This is a genomic window from Ruegeria sp. TASC047 (assembly GCF_059612445.1).
In genome coordinates, this window is sequence record NZ_JBXWQP010000021.1 from 1 (window position 1) to 22,140 (window position 22,140).

At 55.9% G+C, this 22,140-nt stretch carries 16 protein-coding genes; 7 read left to right on the forward strand and 9 right to left on the reverse strand.

Features of this window, described 5'->3' with window-relative positions; translation table 11 throughout:
• Positions 1–115 precede the first annotated feature (115 nt).
• From AC2FLO_RS05210 to AC2FLO_RS05220, 3 genes are all read left to right on the forward strand, one after another.
• Positions 116–1,291 (forward strand): glycosyltransferase family 4 protein, encoded by a 1,176-nt coding sequence (locus AC2FLO_RS05210; protein ID WP_496754302.1) that lies wholly within the window; start codon positions 116–118, stop codon positions 1,289–1,291.
• A gap of 219 nt (positions 1,292–1,510) precedes the next feature.
• A complete protein-coding gene (locus AC2FLO_RS05215) occupies positions 1,511–2,881 on the forward strand; it encodes a nucleotide sugar dehydrogenase (protein ID WP_496754300.1) in 1,371 nt (456 codons plus the stop codon).
• Positions 2,882–3,263: 382 nt separating this feature from the next.
• Positions 3,264–3,467 (forward strand): hypothetical protein, encoded by a 204-nt coding sequence (locus AC2FLO_RS05220; RefSeq protein ID WP_209599306.1) that lies wholly within the window; start codon positions 3,264–3,266, stop codon positions 3,465–3,467.
• 3 nt (positions 3,468–3,470) lie between these two features.
• On the opposite strand, the gene AC2FLO_RS05225 is transcribed toward AC2FLO_RS05220, so the two are convergent.
• The gene (locus AC2FLO_RS05225) at positions 3,471–4,478 is read right to left on the reverse strand and encodes a replication initiator protein A (RefSeq protein WP_496754299.1); all 1,008 of its coding nucleotides are present in this window, start codon (positions 4,476–4,478) and stop codon (positions 3,471–3,473) included.
• A 401-nt stretch (positions 4,479–4,879) separates the two neighbouring features.
• Between AC2FLO_RS05225 and AC2FLO_RS05230 the strand changes: the two genes are divergently transcribed.
• Both AC2FLO_RS05230 and AC2FLO_RS05235 read left to right on the forward strand, forming a co-directional pair.
• Positions 4,880–6,295 (forward strand): AAA family ATPase, encoded by a 1,416-nt coding sequence (locus tag AC2FLO_RS05230; protein WP_394444395.1) that lies wholly within the window; start codon positions 4,880–4,882, stop codon positions 6,293–6,295.
• 73 nt (positions 6,296–6,368) lie between these two features.
• The gene (locus AC2FLO_RS05235) at positions 6,369–7,385 is read left to right on the forward strand and encodes a ParB/RepB/Spo0J family partition protein (protein ID WP_496754297.1); all 1,017 of its coding nucleotides are present in this window, start codon (positions 6,369–6,371) and stop codon (positions 7,383–7,385) included.
• A 28-nt stretch (positions 7,386–7,413) separates the two neighbouring features.
• Here the strand turns inward: AC2FLO_RS05235 and AC2FLO_RS05240 are convergent, their stop codons facing one another.
• The 6 genes from AC2FLO_RS05240 to AC2FLO_RS05265 form a co-directional block, all read right to left on the reverse strand.
• Positions 7,414–8,469: a tyrosine-type recombinase/integrase gene (locus tag AC2FLO_RS05240; protein WP_496754295.1), complete on the reverse strand. Its 1,056-nt coding sequence runs from the start codon at positions 8,467–8,469 to the stop codon at positions 7,414–7,416.
• 288 nt (positions 8,470–8,757) lie between these two features.
• Positions 8,758–10,506, reverse strand: a complete 1,749-nt coding sequence (locus AC2FLO_RS05245; RefSeq protein ID WP_496811639.1) for a glycosyltransferase family 39 protein — start codon at positions 10,504–10,506, stop codon at positions 8,758–8,760.
• 123 nt (positions 10,507–10,629) lie between these two features.
• The gene (locus AC2FLO_RS05250; RefSeq protein ID WP_496754293.1) at positions 10,630–12,021 is read right to left on the reverse strand and encodes an arylsulfotransferase family protein; all 1,392 of its coding nucleotides are present in this window, start codon (positions 12,019–12,021) and stop codon (positions 10,630–10,632) included.
• A 274-nt stretch (positions 12,022–12,295) separates the two neighbouring features.
• Positions 12,296–13,747: a sulfotransferase gene (locus AC2FLO_RS05255; protein ID WP_496811640.1), complete on the reverse strand. Its 1,452-nt coding sequence runs from the start codon at positions 13,745–13,747 to the stop codon at positions 12,296–12,298.
• Complete coding sequence (locus AC2FLO_RS05260; RefSeq protein WP_496754292.1) at positions 13,747–13,989, reverse strand: hypothetical protein; 243 nt, start codon at positions 13,987–13,989, stop codon at positions 13,747–13,749. Before AC2FLO_RS05260 ends, AC2FLO_RS05255 begins: the two co-directional genes overlap by 1 nt.
• A 70-nt stretch (positions 13,990–14,059) precedes the next feature.
• Positions 14,060–15,400 (reverse strand): arylsulfotransferase family protein, encoded by a 1,341-nt coding sequence (locus AC2FLO_RS05265; protein WP_496811641.1) that lies wholly within the window; start codon positions 15,398–15,400, stop codon positions 14,060–14,062.
• A gap of 793 nt (positions 15,401–16,193) precedes the next feature.
• On the opposite strand from AC2FLO_RS05265, the gene AC2FLO_RS05270 reads away from it, so the two are divergent.
• Positions 16,194–17,780 carry a hypothetical protein gene (locus tag AC2FLO_RS05270; RefSeq protein WP_496754287.1) on the forward strand — a complete coding sequence of 529 codons (1,587 nt, stop codon included), beginning with the start codon at positions 16,194–16,196 and terminating at the stop codon, positions 17,778–17,780.
• Positions 17,781–19,118 (forward strand): arylsulfotransferase family protein, encoded by a 1,338-nt coding sequence (locus AC2FLO_RS05275; protein ID WP_496754285.1) that lies wholly within the window; start codon positions 17,781–17,783, stop codon positions 19,116–19,118.
• 19 nt (positions 19,119–19,137) lie between these two features.
• Here the strand turns inward: AC2FLO_RS05275 and AC2FLO_RS05280 are convergent, their stop codons facing one another.
• Complete coding sequence (locus AC2FLO_RS05280) at positions 19,138–20,601, reverse strand: glycosyltransferase family 39 protein (protein WP_496811642.1); 1,464 nt, start codon at positions 20,599–20,601, stop codon at positions 19,138–19,140.
• A 394-nt stretch (positions 20,602–20,995) separates the two neighbouring features.
• Positions 20,996–22,003: a glycosyltransferase family 2 protein gene (locus tag AC2FLO_RS05285; RefSeq protein WP_496754282.1), complete on the reverse strand. Its 1,008-nt coding sequence runs from the start codon at positions 22,001–22,003 to the stop codon at positions 20,996–20,998.
• Positions 22,004–22,140 lie beyond the last annotated feature (137 nt).

The window sequence follows — 22,140 nt, forward strand, 5'->3', positions numbered from 1 at the left end:
AAAAGGTCTGGCGGCGACAGCAGACTACTTGCGGGGCCGGTTTGGCTGACGCCATGCCATTATTTGAAACGCAACCGCATGGCCCGGATCTCGGGGCCGCTATCAAGGCAAAAACATGCTGCATATCGGTGTAGACGCCAGTTCCTGGGAAAATGAACGTGGCTTTGGACGTTTCACCCGCAATCTGATCCCTGCCCTGGCGGCCCGGCAATCGGGCTTTCGCTATACGTTGCTGTTCGATCAGGAACCGACGCGGCCTGTACCCGAAGGTGTCGATATCCGGATTGCCGGGTCGGACAAGTCGATGTCAGAGGCCTCCTCCGGGGCCTCGGCGCGCGGCGGGGCCGATCTGATCACCATGGCCCGATCCGCACAGCGGATGGAATGCGATCTGTTCTTCTATCCGGCGGTCTACTCCTATTTTCCGCAACTGATCCGACGGCCCTCGGTCGTGTGTTTTCATGACACCATTCCTGAACGGTTTCCGGATCTCATCTTCCCCAAGAAACTGAACTTCCGCCTGTGGCAGGTGAAATGCTGGCTGGCCAAGAAACAGGCAACGCGGATCATGACAATCTCGCAGGCGTCCGCCAATGATCTGGAACGTATTCTGCGCATCCCCGCAGATCGCACCGACATTATCACCGAAGGGGCTGAGCCGGTCTTTCGGCAAATCCACGACGCACAGCTTCTGGCACAGACGCGTCAGACATACGATATCCCGCCCGACGCGCCCTTGCTGGTCTATGTGGGCGGCTTCAACCGGCACAAGAATGTGTTGCGGCTGATCGAGGCGATGCCTGAAATCCTGGCGCGTGTGCCAAATGCACGCCTGGCCATTGTCGGGCGCACCACCGGCGCGCGGTTCTGGGACAATGTCGAAGACCTCAAGGCCAGCGCTGCTGCCGATGCGGCGCGGTCCGAAAGCATCATCTTCACCGGTGAGATCGACGACGAGCAGCTTGCATTGCTTCTCAACACAGCCGATGCGCTGGTCTTCCCCTCGCTCTGGGAGGGATTTGGTCTGCCGGCGCTTGAGGCGATGTCCTGCGGTACCCCCGTTTTGTCCTCGGATTGCGGCAGCCTGCCCGAGGTGGTGGGCGATGGCGGGCTGTATTTCGACCCCCTGTCCAGCCAGGCACTGGCAAATCAGGCTGCCCGTTTACTGACCGAACCGGGCCTGCGGACCGATCTTTCGCAAAAGGCGCTGGCGCAGGCTTCCCGGTTCAGTTGGGACAAGGGCGCGGAGCTGGCCGAGGCGTCGTTTCGGCAAGCATTACGCCCGAAATGACAAGAATTTTCCTACTTGGATTTATCAAAAATACCCTCAACAATACCGCAAGTGACCAAAGATTGAGGCACTTTGGGAAACACGATACTGCAGTCTCGGACCGGGCTGACAAATATGTTGGATTCGCCTCCGTTCCGCCCTATCCGTGGAGGAGCCTGGGTTTCCGGCAGTAGCACCGTCAATTAATTTCAGTCTGACTTTGTACGATCAGGATAGATTATGAACTACGAAACCTCGCACCATCTTTCCCTCAAGCAGCTTATTGCGGCGCGCGATGCGCGGGTTGCTGTGGTTGGGCTGGGCTATGTCGGGCTGCCGCTGGCGCTGACCGCCTATGATGAGGGGTTCGATACCACTGGCGTTGATCTCAACCCTGACCGGGTGGCACGGATCAATCAGGGCGATCAGGTCATATCGTATCTGGCGTCAGACCGGATCGCACAAGCGGTAGACAGCGGCAGGTTCCGCGCAACGCAGGACGCCGCGGCACTGGCCGGGGCCGATATCATCCTGATCTGCGTGCCGACCCCGCTGACCGATGCACAAGACCCGGACATGCGCTTTGTCGCCGCCGCAGCGCAGACCATCGCGCAGCATCTGCGCCCCGGTCAGATGGTGGTGCTGGAAAGCAGCGTCTGGCCCGGCGCCACCACCACTCTGGTTCAGCCGATCCTTGAGGCGGGCGGACTGCGCGCGGGCAGTGATTTCTTCCTGGCGTTTTCGCCCGAGCGCGAAGACCCGGGCAATGACAAGTTCGACACGCACAGCATCCCGAAGGTGGTGGGCGCCGACGATCCGCTGTCGCGGCAACTGGTCGAGGATTTCTACCGCGCCATCGTCACCAGCGCCGTTCCGGTCAGCTCGGCCGCTACCGCTGAAGCGGTGAAGCTGGTCGAAAACAGCTTTCGCACCGTCAATATCGCGCTGGTCAACGAGTTGAAGACCGCGCTTGAGGCGATGAATGTGGATGTCTGGGAAGTGATTGAGGCAGCGGCCACCAAACCGTTTGGCTTCATGCCCTTCTATCCCGGTCCCGGAATTGGTGGGGCCTGCATCCCGGTGTCTCCGGCCTATCTGGCCTGGCGCGCCGCGGATGCAGGATCTGATACGCCGATCATCAATCTGGCGCGCTCCAGCAACGACGCCGTGCCATCCATGCTGGCGGCACGGATGGCGGCCGAACTGGCGGCGCGTAACGGCTCGGCCATCGCCGAGACCGGGCAGCCCCTGACCGGTCAGCGCATCCTGCTGATGGGCATCGCCTATAAGCGCGATGTCGAAGACACCCGCCGCAGCCCGGCGCTGGTCCTGCTTGACGAGCTCGAGAAGCTGGGGGCCGAAGTGGACTATCACGACCCGTATTTCCCCCGCCTGCCCGAAGGCGGCGAATATCCGCAGCTTGCGGGTCGCACATCCCAGCCGCTGACCGCAGAAAACCTGAAACGCTATGCGGCGGTGGCCGTAATCACCGATCACAGCGCCCCGGATTACGGTCTGGTCGCGCGCGAGGCGGCGCTGGTTTTTGATACGCGCAATGTTTTTGAGAAAACAGGGATCAGGGTGACGGACGGGCGTTTAGTCAAGATGTGACCCCCTCAGATCCCCCTGACATTAGGTGACCGAAACGCACGCTCATCTGGCATTCCATCCAAGCAACCGCAAATTGACAGAGCGGTGCCATAGGCGAACCTTTGCACATTTTTAGGGGTGCGGGCGTTCCATATTGCTGTCACAAAAGTTTTGAGAAACTATCCACTCAGACACTCCTATGTCTCAATAAATTATAAAGCGGTGTGGCACGAGTAGTGGAGCAAAGCTCCTCCCGGTAAAAATAACCAAATTTTAACCCTCTGTAGTTCAAAGTTTTGCCATGATTTCACCGCGAAATCATTATGGGCATCTGCCCAATGGCTGAACTGCAACCACTCAGGGGCTGGCCAGACCAAGACCATAGCCGGAGGACTTGGAGAACATGATCGGAGTTATCGGAATAGCCATTCTTGTCGGCCTGTGCGCCGCCGGGATTGCTTTGTTCTCCGGTGCGTCCATCCTTATGGCCCTGGGCAGCTATGTCCTCTTCGGCTGGCTGTTCATCATCGCCGCTCTCATCGTCATCGGTGCTGTCAAAGCCGTGAAGACACGCGTGCAGAAACAAAACCCCGCCTATTCCAGCTAAGGACTAATCCCGCCCGGCGACCCTCTTGGCCACATAGCCCAGAAACGCCCGTTGCGGGTTTCTGATTTGCGGGCGACCGGACGCGGCCCAGTAGGCCAGCCAATCCGCCTCCAATGCATAGACATCGCGGCCCGGTGCCATTGCCCTAGCTTCCTCAAGCGCCTGTGACGGCAGGACCGGTTTGTCCGGTCCCTCGACCACCTGGCCACGGCGCGAAAAGCGGATCAGGTCGCCGGGCTCTTCGGTCATCTCGTAATCGGGCAGGTGATCGGCTGCGATCATGTCGCGGATCATCTTGCGGAACACCCGCCGGGGCGAGGCCGAGCCGGACTTCTTCAACAGCACCTCGACCGAGATCCGCCACTCGGGCTGACGCCCGCAATGTTTGCGCGCCAGCTCATAGATGCGCCGCTCGAGCGGTTTGCGCAGGCGGAAGTAATCGCGGCTGAGGGTCAGAACAGATTTCGCCAGCACCGCGCGAAACAGCCAGTCCGACAGTTTCACACTGACGCTAACCATCCGGCCCGCCCGGGTGTGGCGGACGATTTCCCAGCTTTCGATCAGGCCGAACCCGGTGGTGGTTTCCTTCTCGCCGGTGACAATGTTGGTGGTGATCCGAGTGCCTGCCAACCGCTCGAACGCTTCGCGCAGACGCTTGTAGCCATCGCCGCTGGTTTCGCGATTGGTGGCCACCAGCAGATCATGCGCTTTCAGATGCAACACCCGGCTGACCGTCCGGCCCGCATTGATCGCTGCCATCAACTGGCTGATGCAAAAGATCAGGATGTCCTTGTCGTGGATCGTCGCCAGCCCCCGCACCGAAGGCGTCACCGTGATCTCGACCCCGTTATGCTCGTAATTGAGGATCCGGCGATCCGGCCGGGTCGAGAGCGAAAACATCGGATGCTCCATCGAGCCCATATCTGTCTTGGGCAGCGCATCGAAGATATCGCATACAAAAAAATCACCCGTTGGGTGCCGGTCGGGCAACAACGCCCCTGACCCGCTCATACTGCCCTGCCCATATGTCCTGCCCGAATCTTTGTTCGTGGTTTTATTGACGCCTACCGTAGAGTTATCCACAGGAAGCGTAAAGCCGCCGAAACGTGGGATCAGAGTCACTACAACGTGGGATCAGAGTCACCCTATCGTGGGATCAGATTCAGTATGATCCACAAAAAATACAAAAACCTCTTTTTTTTCTTATACTTAATAGAACTCAAGTTCAGCCGTAACTAATAAGATAACAGGATTCTAACTGAACATTTTTTTGCTATACGCTCAAAAGCAGCGTCTCGAAGGCTTTCTACCCCTTAATTTTGCTTAGAAAATTCGGTTTTGTACTCATAATGCTTCCACATGCTTCCTTTTGTGGTATATTGATCAAAACATAGCACATAGGCAGGCTTTCAATGCGAGCAGCAACCTCCGAGGGGCTTCCCCCGTATTTCAATATTGATCCGGATCTGGCTTATGCTGAGCTTGGAAATCCGACCGGCACGGGTGACTTCTCACAAATCGCGGATGCTTGTGCGCGGGGTCGCAGCGATCTGGCAAACCGGGGGCTGGAGGAAAACGGTCAGAAGAAGCTGCGCCTGTTTTCAACTTGGGAAATCACCAAATACCTGATCCCTGTTGCACCCGCCCATTTTCGCCGTGTGCTGAAGGGCAACCCGGATCTGCCGCAGGGACAATCCGAAACCGAAGGCGGGGCCAAGTGGTTCACGCTGGATCAGGTTCTGCGGCTGCGGGCACATTTTGCCTCGGAGGGGTCCAAAGCCAAAGAGTACCGCCCTTACCGGCCCATTGGGCTACCTGCCAAGATCGTCTCGGTCGCCAATTTCAAGGGCGGCGTTGGCAAGACCTCAACCTGCGCGCATCTGGCCATGTCGGCCGCCCTGGATGGTTACAAGGTGCTGGTCATCGACCTGGACAGTCAGGGTTCGATGACGTCGATCTTTAGCGGTAAGGTAATCGATGAATGGCAGACGGTGTTCCCTCTGCTCGCCCGCCACTATGCCACCCATCTGCGCCGTGACAATCAGGGACGGCTTGATCGGGGTGAGGCTCCGCATCCGATCGACGACACCCTGTCCGAAGCGCTGAAGGTCCGCAGCAGCGATCTGATCCAGACCACGCATTGGCCGAATATCGATCTGATCGGCGCTCAGTTGAACCTGTATTGGGCTGAATTCCAGATTCCCGTCTGGCGGATGCAAGGCCGAAGCTGGAAGCTGTGGGATGCTCTGACCGATACGCTGGACGAGGATGGGGTGCTGGACGATTACGATATCATTTTCATCGATACCCCCCCTGCTCTTGGCTATCTGACGATCAATGGGCTGGCCGCCTCGGATATCCTGCTGGTGCCCATGGGTGCGTCGTTCCTGGAGTTTGATTCCACCGGCCGGTTTTTCGACATGCTACATTCCACTTTCCAGTCCATCGAAGACGGAGAGAACATGGCCGCCCGCGCCCTGGGACGGCCTGAGATGGCGTTTCAATGGGATGCCGTACGCACAATCATCACCCGCTATGACGGCAGCCAGCAGGCAGAGCTGGCCGGGCTGATGCAGGCCTATCTGGGCCGCACCCTGTCGCCACATTGGCAGGGCTACACGGCGCTGATCGGGCAGGCCGGGGAACAAGTCAACGGCATCTACGAGGCCGATTACCGTGATTTCAATCGCGAGACCTATGTGCGCGGGCGGGAAACCTTTGATGCCACCTATGCCTCGTTCAAGAAGCTGCTGATTGGTGTCTGGCGAGGTGAGGAACTGGCCCAGCAGGCCGAAGCGGCGGGAACGCCGGAACTGGCGCTAAGGTGATCATGTTTCGCGCGCGAAACACATCAGTGGCGCCCGAAACAGGGTCTGATCTGCGCTGGAAAAGGAGAAAGTGATGGCAAAACGCAAACGGTTGACCCCTGCCCGGCCGGATTATCTGGAAGACACCCGCCCTGCCCCCGGGTTGAACCCTATGTTCCCTGCGGATACGCCCCGCGCTGCGCCTCCGGTTGCACAGGTGGCCGGAGCCACAGCGGCTCAGGCGGCACTGGAGGAACTGTCCGGAGAATTGCGTGCCGCGCGGGCCGAAGGTCGGCTGGTGCAGGACCTGCCACTGGATTCCATCGAGGAAACCTACCTGGTGCGCGACCGGCTGGCGGCTGATGACGCGGATATGGAGGCGCTGAAGGAAAGCTTGAAGGCGCGCGGGCAGCAAACACCGATTGAGGTCGTGGAGTTGCCGGAAGGGCGTTATGGGCTGATCTCTGGCTGGCGTCGGATGACAGCGCTGCGCGCCTTGGCGCAGAACACGGGCGAGGCGCGCTTTGAAACCGTGCGTGCCTTTCTCAGGCAACCACAGAGCGCATCTGACGCTTACGTGGCCATGGTCGAGGAAAATGAGATCCGCGTCGGGCTGAGCTATTATGAGCGTGCCCGGATCGTGGCGCGCGCGGCAGAGCAGGGTGTTTATCCGGATGAAGCCGCCGCCCTGCGCGGGCTGTTTGCCTCGGCCAGCCGGGCCAAACGATCCAAGATCGGGTCTTTCATCGCGATCTATCACGCGCTGGACGATCACCTGCGGTTTGCCTCGGCCATCCCTGAGCGGTTGGGATTGTCGATTGCTAAGATTGTGAAAGAGGAGTCGAAAGCGGCCTCTTCGATCGCCAAAGCTCTGCACGAGGCAGCACCGGAGACATCGGAAACTGAGATATCAGTTTTGACCCGCGCGGCAAACAGCCTGTCCTCAAGGGATGTAAAATCGCCCGCTCCCGAGACGGTCTCGAAAGAGACATTCGGTGACATTCACTTGAAACAGAGTCGCAACGGTTCACAGGTCACCCTGTCCGGTCGAGGGATGTCTGAAGAATTTCTTATGGAACTGAAAACCTGGCTACACGCCCGCGGCACCTGATGTTTCGCGCGCGAAACCGCCCTTTCTTTCACCCCAACAGATCGCTTGCCGGGTTTTCGGCGATATCGACATCATCGTAGTATTTCTGCGCCTGGGCCATGGAGCGATGCAGGGACAGGCGCATGGCAGCCTGGATCGGGGCGCCATCCAGTGCGGCCTGTGTCAGGAACCCCGAGCGCAGCCCGTGCGGCGAGGCGAAGTCTTCAGGCAGCCCCGCCAGTTTCAAGCGGCGCCGAACAATCTGGTAGATCGCATCCGGGGATAGGCGGCGCTTCAGCACGTGGTCGGCCTTTGAGATCGGGCGGAACAGCGGCCCATCCCCGATCTGGCCCACCTCGATCCAATGCACCAGTGCCTGCGCGGCGCGGGTTTTCAGCACCAGCCGTGGGGTTTCTCCTTTTTGGGTGGTCTTGGTTTCCAGCAGTGAGATCCACACCAGACCCGTGGCCTCGAACTCTTTCAACGACACATCTTCCCGCATCAACCCGGTGATCTCGGACCTTCGCCGCCCACCGCTGGCCCAGCCCAGCATCAGGAGCGCTCGGTCGCGGCAATCGCGCCGCGAACCCCGGCAAGTGGCCAGCAGCTGTTCGAGGATATCGCGGGTGATGGGATGGGCGGATTTCGGGGCAGGGGGGCGGGCGGCGGCGCGCCGCGCCTTGGCGCGGGCCTGTTTCACCTGCGGGGTATCAAACGGGCTGGTGAGGTTCTTCATCCGGTGAAAGGCCAGCCAGGAGGCAATGCGTCGGTCCAGGGTCGAAGGCGCCGGGCAGGCCAGGGATTTGCGCAGTCCTTGCATGACGAGCGCTTCTGCCGTTTGACGCGCGATGTCTTCCAATGGCGCTTCGCTCAAATCGCGGGCGTGATCGAGAATGAAGGCGAGGGCGGTGGCCTCAGATTCCGGCCAGTCCAGCGTCGCTGCGAACCGCGCGGACTTCCAAGCGGTGATGTAGAGCAGATCGCGCTCATACGCTCTGAGCGTATTGGCGGGGGTACCGCGCACATAAAGATCGGTGAGTGCCTCCTGATCCTCTGCGGAGAGGGCCGGGGAGGGGCTGGGGAGGTAAGGCGCAAGGAGCTTCATGGCTGCCACTCTGCGCGTATTTTCCGGTTAAATCAATCAATCGTGATAAGGGATACTTATCGGATATGATAGGCAGGATTTCAAGAATGCAAAGCGCTAAACAATTTGGTTATATTTTGTCTATTATATCTCTAATATAATGATTTAAAGTCAAAAAAACTTGCCAGTTCTAAACAGCTGCTCTTCCGTGAAGCTATGTATCTGTTGCGGACTTTTGGTCATTGGACGTTCCAAGATATAGAATGTCACTCAGGTCATGGCTTGGGTTTCGACTGGTAATCGCTGAGGTCAATGGGTCTTTGTTCTGGGTTCAAAGAGTTCTGCGTTGGCCCGTCGTTTTTCGATTAATAATGTTTGCCTATAGCCTCGAAGTGCTGCGCGCCGCGCATCGGATACTGTTGGGGTTCCTTCGCCCGGCCAAGTGACCAACCAGACACGGGCACTTGGATGAGCACGCAAGGCGGCCTCATGCTCCGATACAATAAAATTGGCGTCGTTGATGTAATAGAACAGAGGTGTATCCGTCCAGTCGCGTGCCTGCCGCATAAAGACAAGGTCATCAGGGCGCATTTCAGGCAGCATCGCTTGTGCAATTCCTTGGTAATCGTTTGGAGCACCGGGCTTTTGGGCGGCATAAGGTATACTGAACGCAAACACGGTGACGCATATCCCTATCGACACCAGCTTGAGGGGCGGGCGTCGGAATATCCAGACGGCACCCGCTGCACAGAGGATTAGATAGTAGGGTATGAAGAGTAAGAAGGCCCGGTCGGCCAGAACATATACCTTGTAGGACGCCACAAAAATGATCAGCGGAGAAGCCACTCCAAGAAGCCACAGGAGCAAGGTTCGTTCCTGAGGGTAGTGCAGGGTTTTCGATGGCAGTCTCGGGATTAGCCCGCGCCATGCCGTGCCCATGTTCGGAATAAGGAGCGCAAGAAAGGGTAAAATGGACATTGCCGTCAGCAATTCGGTCCGGCGGTGAGCGATTGAGGCAAGCCACAGCATGAAACAGGCTGAACAGATGGCCGCAAAACCCAAAATCCAAAAAGGGATGTTTCGCTCCAGGCTTACAACTGGCGCTTCGCGCTTTGGCGCTCTCAGGCTGGCTGCCAGCAACACGAGGGCAAAAATAAGAATAATCCAGGTCCAGGCTGGTCCGATCTGTAGCATCGGAATGATGCGGTGATCCTTCGCATATAGAAACCCAAAGGAGAAGTATTCTACCAGAAATTCGGGATTTGGATCGCGTACCGCAGCTTTTCGCGCGCGGTAAACTGCATGCGTCAGTGCTGGCGCGGACAGGATGAAGGCTAGGGCTTGTATTTGAAACAGCCTGGGGGTCCGCCACCGATACGCAAGGTATTCAACCTCTACATTGGGCCGGGGCAGAACCAATATTGTCCAAAACAGGTGGAGCAGGATCAAGGGCCAGAAGAACTCGACCGTCAGAATTCCGGCCATGACCGAAGCAACATAAGCAATCTCGATTCCAGGTCTTGGTTTGCGTGTCCTTACAAGGGTTATCAAAAGCCAGGTCGCCAAGAGTGACAGAAAAGCCCCCGCAACATACATGCGGGCCATCTGGCTCCATGCGATGTGAAAGCCATGGAGCGCCAGCAATAACGCGGCCAGGCATGCCACGGTCGATCCGAATACGCTTCGCGCGATCAGGAAAATCAGCGGGATGGAGCCCAAGGCAAACAGGACACCCGGAAACCGTAGTGCGAGATGAGAGGTTCCGAACGTTTTGGTCCAGCCCAACATGGCCACATACCACCCCATAGGGTGCGGCTCGTCATGAAAGTGCCACCAGATCGTTTCCATAAGCCCAAGTCGTGGGGGGGGCTCGGAGATGCCGGGAACAAGAGGGATGCCGGGAACATAGATTTCCGGATGAGAAAGACTGCGGGATTCAATTCCCCATAACCGCAAGATAATCGCCAGCACAATTGTGATTGCCAGAGCAATGAAGACGGCCACGTTTCGGCGCTCACGCCTAATTAGGAACACGCTATCTTTTTCGAGTATGCTCATGATTTCTATTTAGCAAAAACCAAGTGTGCCCGGTGGTGACAGGGTCAAATATTCTTGGGTAACATTACAATAAGTGCCCTGAATTAGAAAATATATGCGATGGGGATGCATGGGCTCGTGACCCTAACACCCGCTGTCGGAGATGGCTTTCAGGGCTTTCTCGCCGTGAGGTTGAGATATGTAACGTGACCATCCCAGGGAATAAGTCTCTCCGTTTTGTGCCCTGTTGACGAATGTAGCGACAATCTGACCAGCGCTATTGAGTGCGAATACGCGGCCGCGGTTTGCTTCTTCGAAAATCAAGTGTCCGGACGGTGTGAAATCCTGCAAACCTTCCGATACTGTCGCGGCCCCCAAACCTTCCAATGCCGCACGAAAGGGGCTTTCCACTGAACCATCCTCAAAATCATAGATCAAAGTTTCGCTTATGCCTTCCACACGTGCGCCAAGCCCGCGATCATAGGCGTTATTGTTGAACACCGCGATCCGGTGATCATCAAGGATGTCCACGTCATGCTGCGACAACCAGGGGCCTGCCTGGGACCAGATGATTTCGTGGGTCGACGGCCGGTAGAGCATAACAAGAGATGGCGTGCGCAAACTCAGAAACAGGTCCCCACTTTTCCAATGTGGCCCATTGGTAAGAACCGGCTCGATGTCGTTCAGGTGCATTGGGTCGTGATAAAAATTGGCGGCGGGGAACAGCAGGTGGCGCAAGCCGTTGCTATCTAAAATTTCATCCAGGGCCTCTTCGAAAACCACTTCACCTTTGGCATTTACCCGCACCAGAGATTCGCGGGCAAATTTCGGTGACAGGTTTTCAGGCCAGTCATTCAGCTTGTAACTTGGGATCCAGAAACCGCCCTGGCCGTCAGGGCTGGTTGAATGGTGAAACAAATATTCGCTTCGTGACCATCGGACGTCACCGCAAGGTGTTAACATGAACAGCGGCGCAATGTGGTTTTTGACCAGAAGATCCCCTTCTTCGGTCAGGTACGGGTGGATATAGCGAAAATAGGCGTTATTCCAGTTTTCGTAGCGTGCGAACCCATCAAATTCCGGAAGTCGGTTAACAGTGGCCAGCAACGTTTCGGGCTCTGGTGACCAGGTTCTGAGAATCTCTCCGGTCTCCAGAGACATCAACTCGATCACGTGTCGCGCCTGATCGCCGTTATAGCGGCTTATTAGCAAGTACCCGGTCAGCCCACCAGAGCCAGGAGGTTGCCTCCATGACCATCCGGCGGGCAAATCTGCATCCGCTGAAAGACGAAGAAAGGGCATCATTTTGGTGTCCGGTCGCCCAATCTGCTTAATTGCTTGCCGCGCGTTCTCGGGGATTTCGGCCAGTGCCAGTGCCGCTTCACCTATCGCTCCGAAGTGATCACCACCCCGATCTTCATTTCCCCGGTCTTCATCGAGAACGACCGCACCAAACAGGACCATGCATAACAGCCCTGTGACCAGAACCAGCCCCAAGACCCAAAGCTCGACTTTCTTAAAAAGAAGCTTTTCCATCACGGGTATTGACCTTGAGATGATCAGCTCGAAAAAAAAGAAAACTTATGAATTCTGGGGGACCTTACACCAAAACAGGTCGCTTTTCAAAAAAACGCAGCCATCCCTCAGAATGCAGGCAATCACCGCAAGGGAATAAATCACTTTTTAGTCAGGCAGTTAGATGTCTTGGGGCTTATCTTGTCTGTAAGAAAATATGATCAGGATGAGGGCTCCAAACCAAGCGTTCGGAGCGATTGTCATGGGCTGGATTTTCTAATTGTCCCGAGTTCCGTTATCTCACGGCCAGCTTATCAAGGTTAGTGTAGAGCGCGTTCGCCGTATGCAGCAATTCGGCGTCAAACAAGTGGTCAGGGGTTTGGTCTGGTGTGTTGCGAAAATAGCCGTCGAAGCACTGGACTTTTCGGGGAAGCTCCAGCGTCTCGCACAAAGCGTGCATTGTCTGATCAGGACGGGCTCTGAGATCATCCTGCGTGACGATCAAGCATCTGTCGCTTTGCTTTTCGACGTTGTGGAAAGCAGCAATCCAGTAGTGCAGCCAGTAATCTGGTTGCTTTGGATCGATCTGGCCGGGATCGAACGTGTCGAACTTGATGGGCCGGTGTAGCAGGCCAAATTCGAGATGCCCGATGTCCAGCATATAGCGGCGAACGAAATCATCTTCGGCCTGAAGGTTAAGAAAGTTTTTATGCTGGCGCAGCAGTGAGGCCGCATGTGCGGCCGGTCGGCGCAGCGGGACAATGATGTCGCAGCCGGGGAAATAAGACGGCAACACATTCAATCGCGCGATGTTTGCGTTATTCTTCGACAGATATCGCGCCTGCGCCTGCCCGGGGCGCCGTAGCGCAACAATCTTGTCAAAATGTCTACGCAGCCGATCACAGGCTGGTTCGTTTTTGTCACCCTCTTGCCAAAGATCGATGGCTTTCTGGTGATATTTGTCCGGCCAGTAGAGGCGCCATAGCACTTCGTCAAATGCCTCGGGGCTGTCGAGGTCAATCTCAAGCCCATCACCATGGGCCCGTTCGCGGCGTGTCACCCGATCTGATCGTTTTCCGCCGAGGACTGACCAGAGATAGGGGGCGGTGATAAATGGCATGTCCCGGTATTGGTGCGTTGCGATCACGGGCATATCAAAAAATGCGTTCAAGAGCGCGGTTGTGCCACCTCGGGCTAGGGAAGTGATGAAGATCGGAGGTCGTGATCCCCTTGTCTTATTGGTGAACCCAAAGACCCTGTCATCTGCGGCCGCCAGGGATTTCATTAATAATGGCGTTGAAAAAGCCAAAGCGTGAACCAGGCGGTCACCTTCCGAATAGGCTTCGGTTTCGGAGGGCTCGTTTCCGGGCAAACGCTTCGAGACGAACCGGGCGATAAGGATCGCTGCCACAGTGACGGCGACGATATAATCAAGGCGGAGCATCAGCCCCATCACCTCATCGGTGGTTGCAAGGCCAGCGATATCAGCCAGAAGTATTGGTGCTCCGGCAGCGACAAGCGACAGGCTGAAACGCCAGGCGAGTTGCCAGACGCCTTTCAAGAGCTCGAACGCGGCGCGGCGGATGGCGACCTCTTTCTCTTCATCTGTGGTTTCCGCGTCAAACATCGCAGAAACCCCGCGAACCGAGGATGCAACCAAAGACCGGGCCGCCGCAACAACTCCGGTCTTCAATAAGCCTATTGCAAATCCAAGAACCGCCAGCAGCGAGACGCAGAAAGCGATCATCAATGACGCTCGTCAGGAGGGGTCTCAGCGGTCCTGGCGTTGCGACGGGCATTCAGTGCCCGCTTGATCGGGAACCAAAGAAAACCGGCAATCAGCAAAACCACGACAACCAGCAGGGCCAGGGCCAGGCCAATCGCGCCGAGACCGGCCCCCGGCCCTATATACGCATGAGCTGGCGTGGCACATGCAAGGCTGACCAAAGCAAATGCAGCGCTCGCTGTAACTGAAAATCGTCTGTTCATGATTTGCTCCTGAGTAATTTCGGGTCCAACACGCCTTTATCAAGCGCGGCCGATGGCCTTTTTTGCGATTTCATTTGTCACAGGACGGCAGCGCGTCAAAGTAATCGGGCGGAACATGAACGGCCGTTGTGATGATCGAATTGTAGTCGTCAGTCAGTATGTTCGACAATTCGCGCACCAAATCCCCGGCTGCCGTCACCTCGATCACCCGGCCCTCCATTGGTGAGGAGATCAGCCAATTGCCATTGGGCAGCCGTTCCTGCTGTCCCATGATGAAGCTGTCGAAGACCAGTTCGGATCCCGCGAATTTATCGCGCACCTCACCGGTTTTCATATCCATTTCAATAATGGAGGATCGGCGGCGATCGGTATTGTTCGAGTATACCGTAATTGTGCCATCGGGATGAAAATCCGCATCGTGCTGGTGCTCCCACGGTCCTGCTTTGTGCCATTTCAGACGCTTCGTCTTCCGATCGACAACACCAACCAGATCGATTGCTCGGTGTGACATGATAAGGTCACCTGCAGAGAATTGAGGGAATGCCCCGGCCCATTCCGATGGCAGGACCTCGACATCATTTGGGTGAATGATGTCCGGGATTTCATCGGCCTCTGCATCCCAGCGCCACTTGAAACCGTTGGGAATACGGAATGCCAGTTGCGCCTTAGGGTCAGGAAGGATGACGTCTTTCGCCAGGTCAATGCTCTCAAGCGTTTCTCCGGTTTCCGCGTCGATCCGGGTCATTTGCTGATCGTGCCCTCCATCCCAGATTTTGGAGGTCCAGGTCCAGAAGCCGCCAAGGTCGGGATCTTCGGTCAGCGAATGGTGAAAGACCATATCTGTGCGCCGCCATATGATGTCGCCGCATGTATCAAACCTGGCCATGCCCATGCTGTCGTCGAAATTGGCAAGGATCGACCCATCGGGCAGAGGGCGAATGGCGTGAACGAATTCGGCTTCGTTCCCACCTTCAATAACTTTTGAATGATCAATCTTCCACGTGTGCAGCACGTTGCCTTCGGTATCGATGAGGTCCGTGAGATAGCCGGGTGCGGGATTGGCGATCCGGTTGATCAGCACATAACCGGGCGCGACTTTATCAGCTTGGTGCACGACGTATGAATCCGATGGCATGCGTGCCGGGCGCTGGAGGTAGGTTCCGCCCGGGACTATATACCCAGTGGCTCTCCACGATCTGATGGCCTCTTTGGTCTCTGAGAATGCCTTCCAGGGTTCCCAGTTTTTGTGGGTCGTCCACATCCCTAAAATAAACGAAAAGACAGCAACGAGTAAGATTGCGGAGATGTATGAAACAATACGCATTGGCGAAACCTGGATTACAATCGTTACTGTGTATTTGTCCTCCGCAGCCCGAGCCAAGTCAACGCAGGAGTCCCGGCGCGTTGCCATTGGTGCTGAACTCTGACCTTTTTGCCTGAATACCCCTGATTGTTCGTGATCGTTTACCCGTATTGACTAGTTGTATTGTGCTTTCCAAGACGTTTGGGGAATATGCGATTTGGGAATGTGAAGCTGCCATGGCTGCCGTGAAAGCGGGGCTGATACTTTCGCGGGAAGTTACTTCCTATGAAGCTCTGTTAGCCGGACAATAGCGATGAGAAACCTTTTGACTTCAGGTGTCTAACTCATTTGGGTGATTGCGCTAGTTTCGACAATAACACTCTGAGCGATACCCGGTATTGAGGCCATGCTTCGAACGAGGAATGCACTGGCGGAATCAAGAAACGGCATCTGGAGTCCAAATGGATTTTTTTGCAGAGGCTGGGAGTGGATGACACATTGAGAAGTAATGACTAAAATAAAGATAATGGTTTGAGAGAAGGTGTCGTTTGGTTTCATTGGTTTATGCGGTTTCTGATTGGGCTCCTTTATGAGTGATGAAACCAGAGCGCCAGCTTGGGTTTTGTTGCTTACGGCTGCGGTTCTCGCAGCTTTACTTTTTTTGCCGACCGTCGGGATTGGCGTCGTGCGGTCCGGTTTCAATCCGGATGAGTGGAGGTTTGCCGCCGGTCTCGAGCGCGGATTTGCCGAGGTGCATGGTCGTTGGTCGACTCATTGGGCGCACGAGGAACTCTTTGGCTGGGATACGCCAATTGCATTTCTGATTTTTGTTATTTTTTCCGCTCTGTTTGGGGTCTCCGTCCTTATCGCACGCCAGTCCGTGGCCAGGACGGGTTCAATTATGATGATCGCCGCTATTGTGGTGGTTTTTCTGGCAGGGTTTTCTCATGTTTATTTGACTGAAATCCTGCATTATCAGACGCAAGCCCCATGGTTCAGCCTTGGCCTTATGGCTTCTGTTGGTGCGATGACTCTGATTGCGCAGCCGCATGCGCAATCAGTCGGAGGTATGGTTCTGCGCATGATCGTGGCCGCCGAGCTTCTGGCGATTTCGATCGGCTTCTATCAAAGCTACGCGCTTATGGGCTTTCTCATCCCGGCTATCGTCTTGATCCGGATCGACGGGTACGACCATCGTGAAAGCGTGCTCTGCATCTTCCGCGTTCTTGTGGTTTCTGTTGTCGCTCTGGCCCTGTATCAACTGCAGCTGCGGGCGACCATTTCCATTCTGGATCTCAGGGCAAATTTCCGTTTTGCAGGCGGGGTGGAGTCGACAGTGATTTTGGAGAAGTTGTCCGCGTTGCATCGGATGGAAAGGCTTATCCATAGCGGTGGGCTTTTGGGAATGCCGCAGCCATATCGCGGAGTTTTCCTGCTTGGAACGGCGGCTGTCTGTGGGTTGGTTCTTATGGCTGCCCTGAGCGCGCTTCTCGCCCCACGCGCTTTCCCTGGCGGAGGATGGTTCGGAGCGTTTCGCGTGTTTCTCGGTGGGTTCGGCGCCCTGTTCATATTGCCGGTTCTGATCTGGTTCCTCTATCCGGAGCCTTATCTGATTGGTCGTAGCATCGGCTTTATCGGCTTTGTCTTCGCCGGTGTCGCTCTAGCAAGCACTGCGGTTGTTGCTCAGGGGATGGCCGGGGTGCCCATGTCGCGCTTTGCCCCAGTTGCAGGGCTGACCCTGGTGCTGATCTTTGGTGTCAGCCAAGCAATTGCGTCATCGCATATCTGGCCACTTTTTCAGCGTGTGGCGGAGCAGGATGTTGCCCTGGCCGACGACATAGTGGAGCGAGCCAGATCGATGAAGGGTTTTGATATCACATCGACACCGATCCGTTCTGTTGGTGGGCCTGCTGACCAGCACCTGAGGTTCGGTGGTTTTCAGACACCCAGCACCTTTCATCGTGGCATCGACATGAATTCCATATTTCAGATTCGTTACGGAGCTGCGAATTATGCCGGGTCGGTTCTGACCCCTCCGCGGCCCTGCGCGGCCTTCCCGGAAGATGGATCGGTTTTCATGGTTGAGGGCACGCTTTTTGTTTGCTTCGAAGCTGCTGAGCCCCTGCCCAGGCAATCTACCTGCTTTCCTCTGGGGGGCGGAAGGAATGCTGCGCTTTGTTACTCTGACACTATGGCCGTTCTGCTGGGGCAAACCTGCGCGGATATAGAACCCGGTGACGGCCAGATTGTTGCAACCCAGTTAAACGAAGCTGGCGAGTGGATCAGGTTCAACCGTTTTCCCTGGCAAGCTCTGGCCACAGAAATGAACGGTCTGTGTTACAGATTTCTGAGTACAGGAGGCGAACCGTTCTCGGTCTTGCGCATTGAGCACAAGACGGCGACGGGAACCGAGTGGACCGTGGAACATGACGCCACAGACGCACAGGCGCTGGAGGAAATATTAAGTACGGGCAATGAGGTGGAGTAAGTGGCCGTGGATCGCCAGAATGTAGTGAGTTTTATCGTCTTTCTCGTATGCGGTGCAACGCTGGCTTTTCTGGCAGGTGTTTCTGCTGCCGTTCTGAATTTTCCGCCGACAGCTTTGGTTCAGGAAGCCAGAAGCACGGTAAAAGAGTTGATCCACGGTCCGTGGTATCGTGACCCCCGGTGGATGCCGCGCCGCTATGAGGGAACCGGCCTTGTCACATATAATCCCGAGCTTAGCTGGGCTGGGTTAACAGTCATGCAAGGCATGTTTGACGATGGCGCACAGGCGCGCGTCTATGATGCTGACGGGACGCTTTTGCGCACCTGGCCGCTAGATTTTCACGCAATTTGGTCCAATCCGGCTCATATCATCCCTGATAAGAATATCCCCAAGGGGTCTGGAGAATATCACACTCAGGGGATTGCCCTGGGAAAGGATGGATCCGTCCTCGTCAATTTTGCCGAGCTGGGCACCGCGCGCCTTGGTCCTTGCGGTGATACCGTCTGGACTGTTGATCAGATGACCCACCATTCGATCACGGAGAACCCGGATGGGACGTACTGGATTCCAAAAAAACGTGATCCGGCCACTATAACCCCTAAATATATGCTTCCGGGCGCTTCGGTCGAAGCAATCATGGATTCCGACAATTACTATGCCGATTCAGCGCTTTTGATCGACCCCGAGGGACGTATCATTGAAGACATCCCCATCTTGGAGCCAACGATTGACTGGCTGATAAAAAATCAGGAACTGGACATCATCTATGGGCTCAATCCAGAAGAGCTGGACCCGCTACATCTCAACGATATCGAAGTTGTCACCCCTGAGCTGAGCGCGCGCATCTCAGGGTCGGAGCCCGGAGATTTGCTGCTCTCCATGCGTAATCTCCACGCGCTGGCTGTGTTGAACAGATCCAGTGGCAAGATCGTCTGGATGCAGCACGGACCGTGGCTGAAGCAGCACGATCCCGATATCGAGCAGGACGGCACCATCACCGTCTTTGATAATGGCAGCGGTCACCGAATGCCTGGCCGTGATTTCGTGGGTGCCCGTGTCCTTCGGTTCGATCCCGTGACTGGTCTGGCTGAGACGGTTTACCCCCAAAACGATGATCAGCGTTTTTTCAGCTTTATCATGGGTACACATCAGGCGTTGCCCAACGGCAATATTCTTGTAACCGAAAGCACATCCGGGCGCGTTTTCGAGATCACTCCGGATGGAGAAACCGTCTGGTCGATGGTGTTTGTCGCGGGAACCCGCTCTGCCGCACTGATAGAGGAAGCGCGGCGTTATCCTCTGGATTTTGTAGACCGGTCAGTCTGGTCTTGCCCCTGACCTCCAGCTCGGCAGTCGCTCAGTCACGCCGATATACATGAACGTTACCATCGCCCAGTGTTCCGGGGAAGTCATGGACAAGGTCCAGTTGCCCTTTGGCATCCTGCCTCAGTTGCGGGATGGCGCTGAACATTCGGTTCGGAAACAGGACGACCAATGTCACAGGACCAGGCTGAGCTATTGCTTTTGCATATGCTTCGGGGTCGCCAATGGTTGTCCAGTTGGCATTGAAATGGTTCTCAAAGACAGGCCCGCCCGGATTGATGGCGTAAACCCGCTCGGAAGGGTTGCGGGTCTGTTCCACAAAGGCAAAAGCTCCGGCCAGATTCTGTTTTGGCGCGGCATAGTTCCGCTGCACAAGAATCACGGATAAAGCGATCATCGCCGCAACACCGACGGCGAACAGTGGCATTCCGATCCGAGGTTGGCTTATCACTCGTGCCACAATGCTTGCACCGTGCCAGCAGCCGATGACCGCAAAAATGATGACCGGGCCGATATCAACAAAAAAGAAGCGTGGCCATATCCGCATGTCGAGCGACAGGAGAATAGCCAGCGTCACCACGATATGCATAACGATGGACGGGAAAAACAGCGGTTGTGCTGAATGTGCTCCTGCGGCACCAAACGCCAGGGCGACCAATCCGCCGAATGCAACAATCATGGTCAGCGGGCCAGTATCTCCGACTGCCGTCCGTAGCCCTTCCAGCACTGTCCAGACCGGGCTCTGATACTCCTGCATAGGATCGACAGCGGATGTTGCCGCTACCTCGCCCATGGCTTCCACGAGGCTTGGAAAGATCGGCAGATACAACAACACAATTAAGACCAGCGCCATTGCTACGCCAATAAGAGGCCGCAGCACCCAGTCACGGGTCAGGGCGGGGCGCCCAAACCCGGTTACTAGTGACACCAGCCAGATGAAGCCCAAGGCGACAAAGAAGAATACCCCGGTCAGGTGTGTGAAAACCGCAGCTGCGGCAGTCAGGCCAAACGCAATCCACGTGCCGATGGTCGGACGGTGCGTCCCCCGCAAAAAGAAAATAAGGCCCAAAGTGCTCCAGAATGCGAGTTCGGTATATCCACGGGCGTTCTGCGAAAACCAAACCTGATGATAGGAAAGTGCGACAAGCAGGGCCGAAATATGAGCGACCTTCGTGCCTGCAACATCCCGGGCCAGCCACCAGATTGCAGCAACGATACCAACGCCGAACAGCACCGCTGGAAAACGATAGGCCCAGGGCTGATCTCCGAAAATCTGCGAAACCAGCTTAGCCTTCATGCTGAAGAAATAGTGATGGTTCATCGAGTATTCGCGCATCATTTCGCCCCAAGGTAGGCGGACATGCGTATCGACGGTCCAAATTTCATCATACCATAGCGGCGCATTCAGCCCTGCGGTTCGCAGCACGGAGGAGAGAAGCAGTATGAGCAGGAGCACAGCCAGATCATTACGCCCAACTGCGGGGGATTGTTGTATCATGGGGTTTTACCGGTCACATGTGCCTCGGTTCTGGGTGGCATTTGGTAAGTCGACCTTGCGTGAGGCGCGCGCAGCTTTCTGTCGGTATTTTTGCTCCTGCGGTGTATGTGCATACGAATGCGCAAACATTGGAAATTCTGCGCAAAGATAGTCACCTATTTTTGGATAATGTGACCTGGTGGGCCTTATTGGTGCTATTTCTGGGCCTGTGACCTTTCTATATGCTGGCCAGCTCTGCCCCGCACCCTTTGGTTGCATCAGATGGCTTGCAGGCAACTGTTGGCGCAACATTATCTCGCAATTCCCATGACATTCGAAATGATCGCCGAGCAACAAAACACCGCCTGTACCGAATAAACGAATTGAACATCCTGATGGTTCAATTGACGAAAGCTCAAGTCAATGGTTTTCCGTCGGGCGGCTCCGCAAGGGCCTCGGCGGTTAGGCCAAGGCTGCTTTCGACAATGTAAAGCGGGCGTTTGCGGGCCTCGTCAAAGAGACGCCCCAGATACTCGCCGATCACGCCAAGCACCACGAGTTGCAAACCACCGATCAACAGCACGGCAACCATCAGCGAGGCATAACCAGGTACGTCCACCCCGTAGATCAGGGTACGTACGGTCAGGAAGATACCGTAGATAATTGCCGCCAGGGCGGTCAGCATACCGACATAGCCAGCAATTCTCAGCGGGACGGTGCTGAACCCGGTAATGCCGTCCAGCGCGAAATTCCAAAGACGCCAGTAGTTGAACTTGCTTTGTCCCGCTGCGCGCTCAGGCCGGTCATAAAGTACCTCGGCATGTCGAAATCCGACCCAGGCGAAGAGCCCCTTCATAAAACGATTATGTTCTCGCAATTGGGTTATTGAGCGAACCACCCTTTGGTCCATGAGCCGAAAATCACCCGTATTGGCCGGAATCGGAACCCCTGAGAGCCTGTTGATGATCTGATAGAACTTTATCGCCGACCAGCGTTTCATCGCGGTGTCCGTATTGCGGCGGTGCCGGACGGCATAGACGACGTCGAACCCTTCGCGCCATTTCTCGAGAAAGCTTTCAATAAGTTCGGGGGGGTCCTGCAAATCCGCATCTATCGGAACGACTGCTCTGCCCGAGGCAACGTCAAGTCCGGCGGTCAGGGCGATCTCTTTGCCGAAATTGCGGGAAAAGTTTACCACTTTGATGCGCCTGTCATGTTCGTGCGCGTCGGCTAAAATTCTGGCTGTGCCGTCTGTGCTGCCATCATTCACACATATGATCTCATAGCTTTCGCCAAGGTTTCCCAGAAACTGGCCCAGCCGATCAAACAGGATTGGTAGAACGTCCTCTTCATTGAACATCGGCACAATAATGCTGAGTGTCGGGGTATCTTGACCTGCATGACCGGCCCGAGACTGCGACATGGGTGTGTTCATATTTGGCGGCACCGTTTGAATGTCGTTTATTGTGTAGCTGGCTGTATGTGATCATGGTTTGATGCGGGCCTCAAAGAGTTCCGCGCCTGCGCGCAGCTTTTTTGAGCATCCGTGTCTGTTTGTAA